Annotated in this window: 8 protein-coding genes; 7 read left to right on the plus strand and 1 reads right to left on the minus strand. The window is 36.3% G+C overall.

All coding sequences use genetic code 11. From position 1 onward, the window contains the following. From R3333_RS08475 to R3333_RS08505, 7 genes are all read left to right on the plus strand, one after another. The coding region (locus R3333_RS08475; RefSeq protein ID WP_318958355.1) for a hypothetical protein at window positions 1-354 on the plus strand (354 nt) is incomplete at its 5' end. 271 nt (window positions 355-625) lie between these two features. Continuing rightward, window positions 626-2,038 (plus strand): histidine--tRNA ligase, encoded by a 1,413-nt coding sequence (hisS, locus tag R3333_RS08480; protein ID WP_318958356.1) that lies wholly within the window; start codon window positions 626-628, stop codon window positions 2,036-2,038. Next, complete coding sequence (hutH, locus tag R3333_RS08485; protein ID WP_318958362.1) at window positions 2,035-3,534, plus strand: histidine ammonia-lyase; 1,500 nt, start codon at window positions 2,035-2,037, stop codon at window positions 3,532-3,534. The genes hisS and hutH overlap by 4 nt, the downstream gene beginning before the upstream one ends. Further along, a complete protein-coding gene (locus tag R3333_RS08490; protein ID WP_318958357.1) occupies window positions 3,522-4,040 on the plus strand; it encodes a hypothetical protein in 519 nt (172 codons plus the stop codon). Before hutH ends, R3333_RS08490 begins: the two co-directional genes overlap by 13 nt. A gap of 93 nt (window positions 4,041-4,133) precedes the next feature. After that, on the plus strand, window positions 4,134-5,954 hold the full coding sequence (locus R3333_RS08495) for a T9SS type A sorting domain-containing protein (protein WP_318958358.1): 1,821 nt from the start codon (window positions 4,134-4,136) through the stop codon (window positions 5,952-5,954). Between the two features lie 12 nt (window positions 5,955-5,966). Next, window positions 5,967-7,850: a T9SS type A sorting domain-containing protein gene (locus R3333_RS08500; protein WP_318958359.1), complete on the plus strand. Its 1,884-nt coding sequence runs from the start codon at window positions 5,967-5,969 to the stop codon at window positions 7,848-7,850. A gap of 212 nt (window positions 7,851-8,062) precedes the next feature. After that, window positions 8,063-9,685 (plus strand): ABC-F family ATP-binding cassette domain-containing protein, encoded by a 1,623-nt coding sequence (locus R3333_RS08505; RefSeq protein WP_318958360.1) that lies wholly within the window; start codon window positions 8,063-8,065, stop codon window positions 9,683-9,685. A gap of 218 nt (window positions 9,686-9,903) precedes the next feature. On the opposite strand, the gene R3333_RS08510 is transcribed toward R3333_RS08505, so the two are convergent. Further along, complete coding sequence (locus R3333_RS08510) at window positions 9,904-10,725, minus strand: mechanosensitive ion channel family protein (RefSeq protein WP_318958361.1); 822 nt, start codon at window positions 10,723-10,725, stop codon at window positions 9,904-9,906. Window positions 10,726-10,915 lie beyond the last annotated feature (190 nt).

Consider the following 10,915-nt stretch of genomic DNA (forward strand, 5'->3'; position numbering starts at 1 on the left):
ACAATTTCCACATCGGGTATCTTCTTAAAACGACTACATGATTCATATTTTGAGATGATGAAAACTGGTGCTAAATTGTCAGAGTTAAGAGAGAGGTACTTAGTTCATGATATGAAGAGAGAGTTTCCTAAAATGTTGTATAAAAACACACTTGATAACATCCCATTCGAAAGAAATTTTGAATCTTATTTAAGATTCAATAATATCATTAGTTATAGAAAAATCAAAGAGAAAATGAATCGGTATTTGTTAATTGATATATATCCTTATTTAAGCCAAAGAAATGAAAACTTATTAAGAGAGGTTAAACAGTTTTCCGAGTTTCAAAATTCAGTTCCACCATTTTTAGAATAAGATTTGTCAACTTCTCAGTGTCACTAAATGTTTTCTGTTAGCGATAGCAGCGGCACCGCGGATGTTGGGGCTTGGCTTTTGAATGCTTTATTGGAGAGCGACCTTGTGAAGCTTTGCAAGAAAGGAATGAAAAACCAGGTCGCCAAGAACGCAGTAGAGCGAATAGCGCGCCCGAACAGCTGGCCAATAAATTAGAAATTTCTAAAAGTCTAAGTGTCTAAGTGTCTAAAAGTCTCCATTACATTCTTATTTTTGCCTAAAAATTACGAGCATGGCACAGAAACCTTCGATTCCAAAAGGGACAAGAGATTTTTTACCGGCAGAGGTAGAGAAGAGAAATTACATTTTTAACACCATTTCAACGGTATTTAAGAAGTTTGGATTTGCACCTATAGAAACACCGAGTTTCGAGAATTCATCTACATTGATGGGGAAATACGGTGAAGAAGGAGATAAGTTGATGTTCCAGATCTTGCGATCGGGAAATTATTTATCGAAGTTAAATGAAGGAGAGGTAAGTTCTACGTTGACCAACAATGTATTGGATAAACTGCCTTTAGAAGAAAGAATTAACCTGAACAAGATAACAGGGAAGATTGCGGAGAAAGCTTTGCGTTATGATTTAACTGTACCTTTTGCTCGTTTTGTGGTACAGCATCAGAATGATCTCTCTTTTCCGTTTAAGCGTTACCAAATTCAACCCGTGTGGAGAGCGGATAGACCGCAACACGGACGTTACCAAGAATTCACACAATGTGATGCCGATGTGGTGGGTTCTGAATCTTTGTTGTACGAGGTAGAATTGGTTCAGATTTTTGATGAAGTATTGACGAATTTGAATATTCCTGACTTCAGTATAAAAATCAACAACCGTAAGATACTTTCTGGAATTGCAGAGATTACGGGGCAAGAAGAAAAAATCATAGACATTACTGTTGCGATTGACAAATTAGACAAGATAGGTGAAGAAGGAGTGATTAAAGAATTGCGTGAGAAGGAGATTCCGGAAGCGGCAATTGAAAAAATCAAACCTTTGTTTGCTATGCATGGAGATAATGCGAGCATCATGGCAGAAATGCGTGAGATGTTAGCAGAAAGTGAAATCGGACAAAAAGGAATAGACGAATTAGAGTACGTCTTCGAGATGGTAGATGCTGTAGGTTTACAGCGTGCTAAATTAGAATTCGACGTTACTTTGGCCAGAGGATTGAACTACTACACGGGAGCTATTTTCGAGGTGAAAGCCAATGGTGTGAAAATGGGATCTATTTGTGGAGGTGGTCGTTACGACGACTTGACAGCCTTGTTTGGAATGAAGGATATGTCGGGTGTTGGAATCTCTTTCGGGGCCGATAGAATTTACGACGTATTGAATACCTTGGAGTTGTTCCCAGCGAGCATAGCCAAAGGACTTTCTGTATTGTTCATCAACTTTGGAGACGCTGAAGCAAAGCACTGCTTTAAATTGGTTTCTCAACTAAGACAAGCAGGAATAGATGCGGAGCTTTACCCAACATCTGCCAAAATGAAAAAGCAAATGAAGTACGCGAACGATAGAGGTGTACAGCACGTTGCCATGGTAGGATCTCAAGAAATAGAGAAAGGAATTGTTCAACTGAAAAACATGGAATCAGGAGAGCAAGAAGAATTAGACATTAATCAATTGATAGATAAATTAAAATAAAGATGGTTCATCATTTAAACAATCAAGAACTTACAATAGAAGAAGTAATTGCTTTAACAGAAGGAAATGTTAAGGTAGAATTAGGAGAGGGTGCAAAAGCTGCCATTTTAAAGTGTAGAGCTTATTTAGATCAAAAAGTAGCTGAAGGGAAAGAAATTATTTACGGTATTAACACAGGGTTTGGATCTTTGTGTGACACGGTTGTTTCTGCAGATAAATTAGAGCAATTACAGGTGAATCTTGTTCGTTCACACGCTTGTGGAACTGGAGAAGAGGTGCCTCAAGAGATTGTGAAATTGATGTTGATCTTAAAAGCGATGGGATTATCTCACGGTAATTCTGGAGCGCAATTAGAGACGATAGAAAGGTTATTGTTCTTCTTTAACAACGACATTATACCACAAGTTTACCAACAAGGTTCTTTAGGAGCTTCTGGAGATTTGGCGCCTTTGGCACACATTGCTTTGGCAGTGATTGGAGAAGGAAAAGTTTACCACAAGGGACAATTGAAGGATACTGCTGATGTAAATAAAGAATTCGGTTTAGAAGGAATAGAGTTGAAATCTAAAGAAGGTTTGGCTTTATTGAACGGAACTCAGTTCATGAGTGCTTACGGTACTTACTGCGTGAATAAGGCAGAAGATATCTTTGAAAAAGCCTTGAAAATTGCGGCTATTTCTTTGGAAGGGTATGATGGAAGAATTGAGCCCTTTGGATCTGAGGTAAATGAAATCAGAAATCAAATTGGTCAAATTCGCGTTGGGCAAATCATGACGGACTTGTTAGCAGGTTCAGAAATCATTGCTCAAGAAAAAGCACACGTTCAAGATCCTTACTGTTTTAGATGTACACCACAAGTATTGGGTGCAAGTTGGGATACTATTCAGCATGCTAAAAATGTGGTAACTAGAGAAATTAACGCCGTTACAGATAACCCAACAATTTTCGTTGACGAAGATAAAGTGGTTTCTGCAGGTAACTTCCACGGTCAGCCATTGGCATTGATCTTAGATTTCTTGGCTATTGCATTGGCAGAGATAGGAAGTATTTCTGAGCGTAGATCTTACAAGTTAAACTCTGGCACACGTAACTTACCAGCATTCTTGGTGGCTAATCCTGGTTTAAATTCAGGATTGATGATTTCTCAATACACGGCAGCATCTATTGTTTCTCAAAACAAACAGTTGTGTACACCTGCTTCAGTAGATACAATTGATTCATCAAACGGACAAGAGGATCACGTGAGTATGGGAGCCAACGCGGCAACGAAGTTACACCGTGTGGTAGAGAATGTTTACCAGATCTTGGGAATTGAAATGGTACACGCAACACAGGCTATTGAATTTAGAAAGCCGTTAAAAACGAGTTTAGCACTTCAAAATATTATTGCTAATTTCAGGGCTGAAATTCCATTCATCGAAGAAGATAGAATTTTAGGTGCGGAATTAAGAAAAAGTAAAGACCTAGTAAAAGCTACTGCAATATGGACGAAGTAATAGAAGAACACTACGAAGAAAAGAAAGATAGACCACCTTTTTTAATTGTATTATTGGTATTAACTGCATTGAATTTAATTTCAAGTCTGTATAGTTCCATTACAGGGTTGTTAAGTGCAAAACCTGTGGTTAACAAAGAGGAAGTATTAGGACCTGATTTCGAAAATGCAATGGAAGAATTATCTGCTCAAGAAGGAGGGGAAGAGGCCATTTCTATTTTAGATGGGATAATGAATCATTTATTTTACTTGATGAACGAAGGGTATTATTCAAATTTAGTACTTCAACTCATTACAGTTTTGGTAGGTGTAGCAGCAGTAGTAATGCTCTTTAAGCTTAAGAAATTAGGCTTTCACTTGTATTTGATTTATACTTTGTTGGGTGTGTTTGGTGTGTATTTAATTATGCCGGCAGCGCTCGTGTCAGGCATCATGCTTTTCTTCATTGCAATTTTAGGAGGAATCATGGTTCTACTTTATGCTATTAATTTTAAGCATTTGAAATAAGAAAGTTTAACAATATGTTAGATAAAAGGGAGGTGTTTACAACGCTTCCCTTTTTTTGTGCGTTCTAGTGGGTAAGAATTAATACCACCAAATATGAAAAGAACGATTACATTAATGTTTGTGATACTTACAAGTATAGTATGTTCACAAGAGCTAGCTCCAGCTATAAAAAGTTGGGCGAAAAATCATTTGTTAACCGTTAATAGTCAATGGACTTATTTCCAAGATCAACTTCCTCAAGAAGAAGTTTTCTTTAACAACGACACAGAACGTATAGCGTATCATTTGGATAATGTTTGTCGTTTATTGAAAGCTCAGCGTACAGCGCATTTGTCTGCCGAGCAATTAGAAAATAGAAAGAACACCATTTCCATTTTAGAAGGATATGCAGCACGTAAAGTCTTTCCAACGAATCACTATCACGCAGAAAGACAACCTTACTTTATTGATAACTACGGTGTGCATTGTGCCGTCGGATATTTGGTGAAGGAGACAGGATTTCCTGAAATCTCTAAAGAAATAGCCCGTACACAAAATTATGCCTATGTCAAGGAAATCCAATCAGAAGCTTTGTTGCAATGGGCAAAGGACTATGGTTTTAGTGTACAAGAGTTGGCGTTGATACAGCCTACATATCCATCGACAAATCACACTTCTCAATTGGGAAATGCTCCTAATGGAGAAGTCAAAGATTTAAAAACTTCCAATAACAAAATGGCCGTTGTAGGAAAGTTTTCAGAAGTTGAAAATGGGCCTTGTACAAATATTGCATACTTTGAAAATGGGGTGTACTCTTGCTTTGGGAATGGAATTGAAGGAGATGCTAAAGGTATTATTCACTATGATGGAAACAGTAATTTGTTGATTGTTTACGGTGAGTTTATATCGAATGGAATTACTTATCCAGTAGCAAAATTTGAAAATAGCGCTTGGAGTTTTTTGGGTATTCCAAACCGATCTAACCGAATTGCTATGGCAGGTTCTAGAACAGATGGAGCCGATGGGTTTAGAGTTTCAATTGAAGTAAAGGAGCAAGAACATCGCCAAGAGGTTTATTCGTATTCTCAAGCAGACGGTTGGGAGATTGAGGCGAAGGTTTTTGGAGAAATCAATACACTTGATTATGGTGCTTACGGTGGAGATTTTGATTTCATTTATGTACATGAATTAGGGCAAGTAGTTTATTCCAAAGGACTATTAATACCTGATGAAGAGAGCTCCAATTATCATACCTTTGATAGTGATTTACCTAGTTCAATTCATTGTCTTGAATTGGTGAATCAGGAAATGTACATAGGTGGTTTGCATTATAGAAATGCTGTAGATAATAATCCAATATTGTGTAAGTTTTCTAATGGGAACTTAAGTACTCTTATAAACTTAACATCGTTATCAGATACCTTCGGGCTTATAACATATGAATTTATTAACGATATAAAAGTTGTAGATGACCAACTTTATTTTGGAGGATATTTACATTCAAAAGATGAGTTTATCGGTTATCAAAGGCATTTTTTTAGTTATGACCTTAAAACGAATGAATTTACATGTCAGAATGGGTTTAATTACCTTGTCTGTTGCATTGAAGTTTACAATGGAGAAATGGTTATTGGAGGAAAATTTTATCATTATTTAGTGAAATGGGATAATTATCAATTTGTTGGGGTAGAGCATGAAGATAATATGTACTTATTTACTTTTCCTAATCCAATTAGTCTAGGTAGTAAATTAACCCTTCAAATTCCAACACAAGAAAATATTGAGAGAATTTCAATTGTGGATATGCAAGGAAGTCGAACTGCTTTGCCTAAAACACATCAAATAATGTTACCAGAATTATCTGTAGGAACTTATGTATTGGAAGTAACCTTAGATTCGGGAAGCATACTTCGAGAAAAACTAATAATTCAATAAAAACCACCAAATATGAAAAGAACGATTACTTTAATGTTTGTGATACTTACAAGTATAGTATGGTCACAAGAACTAGCTCCAGCTATAAAAAGTTGGGCGAAAAATCATTTGTTAACCGTAAATAGTCAATGGACTTATTTCCAAGATCAACTTCCTCAAGAAGAAGTTTTCTTTAACAACGACACAGAACGTATAGCGTATCATTTGGATAATGTTTGTCGTTTATTGAAAGCTCAGAATACAGAGCATTTGTCTGCCGAGCAATTAGAAAATAGAATGAACACCATTTCCATTTTAGAGGGATATGCAGCACGTAAAGTCTTTCCAACAAATCATTATCACGTAGAAAGACAACCTTACTTTATCGATAACTACGGTGTGCATTGTGCTGTAGGTTATTTAGTAAAGGAGACAGGGTATCCTGAAATCTCTAAAGAAATAGCACGCACACAGAATTATGCCTATGTCAAGGAAATCCAATCAGAAGCTTTGTTGCAATGGGCAAAGGACTATGGTTTTAGTGTGCAAGAGTTGGCGTTGATACAGCCTGCTTATGCACCGATGACTACCTTGTCTAATTTAGGAACTGGAGCAAACGGTGAAGTTGTAGATTTATTCATTGCTCAGCAGTATCCTAATGATTTGGTAATTGCCGGAAATTTTACGGAGTTGGGAGGTATTCAGTGTGTTAATATAGGAATGTATAAACAGGGTAATTTTTCTTGCTTTGGATCAGGACTAGATGGTATAGTTGAGGGAGTGCATTTTTTTAGATACATGAGTGGAGAGCCTTTTTTACGAGTTTTCGGAGATTTTGAAGAAAACGGAGTACATTATCCATATGCTGAGTTTAAGAATGGTAGTTGGAGTTTAAAGGAAATCCCCCAGCGAATAAATACCAACTCTACTATTATTACGGGATGGAAAGATGATTTTTTTGTAGGAATTCCGGTTACCGGTGAGTTGCATGCTTATGAAGTTTATAGTGTTTTAAATGACTCTGTTTCATTATATGCGGAAATTTATGGAGAGTTGTATACGATGAATGGAGGTTATTTGGGAGAAAAAACAAGTTTCGGTGGAGATTTTGATTCTCTTAGATTGGTGAATGAGGATACAATCATTTTGGCGAACAATGTACTATTGTGGCATAATAATCAGTACGTCACTGTTCATGAAAATATAATCGACAAAGTGTATAATATTCAACCTCATGGCACTTCAGTAATCTTGTCAGGAAATGCTGAGCTAAATTCTAGCGACGACTTTTCTAAACCTCTGATTACGCGTTATGTGTTAGGAACCAATCAAGCAATTATTAATTTAAGTTATTTGTACAATCCATATCAAAATACAGTTTATAATTCATTTATATATTCTACTAAGATTATCGGGAACTGGTTGTATGCTGCAGGAGATGTTGAAAAATCAATTAGTCCGTACGATGGTGGAAGAGGTGTACTCAGGATTAACTTAATAACCGGTATATTTGAGTTTGTAATGTGTGTAGACAACAATGTGAATGATATAGAATTTGTAGATGGAGAATTAATTGTAGGCGGTGATTTTACAGAAAATAGAAGTGATTGGCCTCTAGATTTTCAGTCGATTCAAATGCTTGGCAAAGCAAATGAGAATTATTCCGGTATAGATAGTTTTGATCAAAATGAAATGAATGTATCCCCCAATCCGGTTCAAGGAAATGCTTCAATAACTTTAAACCTACCAGAAACGGTAACAATTTCTTCATTAAAAGTTATAGATATGAAAGGAAGTTCTTCTGAATTAGTTGCGAGCAAAGAAATACAATTGCCTAATTTGAAATCGGGTACATACATTCTTGTAGTTCAAACTAGCGATGGAAATATATATAGAGAAAAACTAATCGTTCAATAAATGAAAAAATACATTGTTTTTATGGTCTCACTCCTTTGGGTGGGACCTTTTTTATTAGGGCAATATTTCATGGGAGAGCTCTTTAAATCGATTTCTATGTCCTAAAATCCTGTAGAAAATGTTTGCTAAACGATAGAAAACCTACATTATCTTTTCTTAATGCTTCATTCTGAATTAGAAACCCTATCTTTGCGCCAAATTTTATAGTACACATGATTACAGTAAGCAATTTAACACTTCAATTTGGTAAACGCGTTTTATTTGATGAGGTAAATCTAAAGTTCTTAAATGGAAACTGTTACGGAGTAATAGGTGCCAATGGAGCGGGGAAATCTACCTTCCTAAAAATATTGACGGGAGATCAGGATGCCAACAAAGGAAGAGTGGATTTAGAGCCAGGTAAACGTATGGCTGTTTTGAAACAGGATCACTTTGAATTTGATGAGTACGAAGTATTGCAAACCGTAATTATGGGGCACAAGCGTTTGTTCGATATCATGACAGAGAAGGATGCTTTGTATGCAAAGCCTGATTTTAATGATGAAGACGGAATGCGTGCCTCTGAATTAGAAGGTGAGTTTGCGGACATGGAAGGATGGAATGCCGAAACGGATGCAGCTACTTTACTTTCTAACTTAGGTATTGATGAATCGAAGCACTACGTGAAAATGGAGGAGTTATCGAATGAATTAAAAGTACGTGTGTTGTTGGCACAGGCTTTATTCGGTAACCCAGACGTATTGATTCTGGATGAGCCTACCAATGACTTGGACTTGAAAACAATTTCTTGGTTAGAGGATTTCTTATTAGACTTTAAAAACACCGTGATTGTTGTATCTCACGACCGTCACTTCTTGGATACAGTGTGTACGCACATTTGTGATATCGACTACGGAAAAATCAACTTGTTTACAGGTAACTACACGTTCTGGTACCAATCTTCTCAATTGGCAGCGCGCCAGAGAGCAGATAAGAACAAGAAAGCAGAAGAGAAGAAGAAAGAATTACAAGAATTTATCTCTCGTTTCTCTGCCAATGCTTCTAAATCTAAGCAAGCAACGAGTAGACGTAAGTTGTTGGATAAATTAGACTTGGATGAAATCCAACCTTCATCTAGAAGATATCCAGCCATCATTTTTGAACAAGAAAGAGAAGCAGGAGATCAAATATTACACATTGAAGGATTGTCTAAAACAATTGACGGTCAACAGTTATTTAAAAACTTGAACGTAAACGTTCAACGTGGAGATAAGATTGCTTTCATTTCTAAGAACTCATTGGCATTAACAGCTTTGTTTGAGATCTTAAACGGTAAGATGGAAGCAGATGCTGGAGAGTTTAACTACGGTACTACTATTTCTACAGCATATTTACCAAATGAGAACCACGACTTCTTCCAATCAAAAGAAAGTTTGGTGGATTGGTTAAGAAATTACGCCATGACAGACGAAGAGAAGGACGAAGTTTACTTAAGAGGTTTCTTAGGGAAAATGTTATTCTCTGGTGAAGAAGCAATGAAAGGATCTAACGTATTATCAGGAGGTGAAAAGGTACGTTGTATGTTATCGAGAATGATGTTAGCGAAAGCCAACTTATTGATGATGGACGAACCAACAAACCACTTGGATTTGGAATCTATTACTGCATTGAACAATGGTATGTCTGACTTTGGAGGAACAATCTTGTTTACTTCTCATGACCACGAATTGGTGAATACTGTTGCAACAAGAATTATTGAAATTACTCCGAATGGTTACATTGATAAGATGATGCCCTACGATGAGTATTTGAAAGACGAAAAGATTGCTAAGTTACAAGAGGAAATGTACGCTTAAAGCTTAGTAGACGAACTATATTAAAAGTGCTGACGAGAATTAGCACTTTTTTTGTGCCGTAAAAAATGACTTTAACATGCGTTTGGATTCGTGCGTTGAGCAAAGGTTTTTTTGAAGATCTAAGACAGTGTAGTAATGAACCAATAATGCCATTATTAAGCATAAAAAAACGCAGCTCAATGGAGCTGCGTTTTTGTGTATTTAAGGTAAGTCTATTCTTAATTTACTTTGTCCATATGAACATCCATTTGAGGGAAAGGAATACTTAATCCTTCTGTGTTTTCAAAGGCTTCATATATCTTCTCATTCATGTAGAAATATACATCCCAGTAATCTGGAGTTTTACACCATAATCTAACGGTAATGTTTACAGATGAATCTGCAAGTTCTCCTAAACCGTAGAATGGAGCTGGTTCGTCGATTACCTTATCGCACGTAGCAACTACATTTTTGATCGTTTCTACAGCTAATGGATAGCTTTCTCCGTAGGCAATACCAAAAGAAAAGTCTACTCTTCTTACTTCGTTTCTAGTAAGGTTCGTAATTGTTCCACTCGCTGTTGGTCCGTTTGGTAAGAAAATCGTTCTATTATCTAACTTCGTTAAGATAGTGTTGAAGATTTGAATTTCTTGTACCGTTCCAGACACGCCTTGCGCCTCAATAAAGTCTCCAACTTTATAAGGTTTGAAAACTAAAATCATAACTCCTCCAGCAAAATTGCTTAAAGTTCCACTGAAAGCCATACCAACGGCCAAACCTGCAGCACCTAAGATGGCTACAAAAGAAGTCATCTCAAAACCTAATTGCGTAATGGCAGTAATAAAGACTAATAGTTTTAGCAGTATGTTGATCAATGAACGTATAAATGTTCTCAATCCTGCATCAACATCTCTTTTTCCCATTAAGGAATCAGCTTTCTTTGTGATGAATTTAGTTAACCATAAACCTACAACTAGGATGACTAACGCAGTAATAATTTGAATACCCCACGATATAACTAATGGTAAGTATTCATCAAATAAATTTTGTGCTTCTGACATAACTGTTTAATTGTTTCGGTATAATAATAAGAATTTTAGCTGGGAACTAAAATCTTCTGAGGTCCTAATTGATAAGCGTTGGTAAATTTTTATTTTATGTATGACGAATATTTAAGATGGAATTGAACTAGTTTTGTATGTATGTTTTTTATACTTTCTAAGATCGTTTATTTCTTTCTGCAACCCCTGG

The organism is Lishizhenia sp., assembly GCF_033720595.1.
In the GTDB taxonomy this organism is placed as follows: Bacteria; Bacteroidota; Bacteroidia; order Flavobacteriales_D; family Crocinitomicaceae; genus Lishizhenia.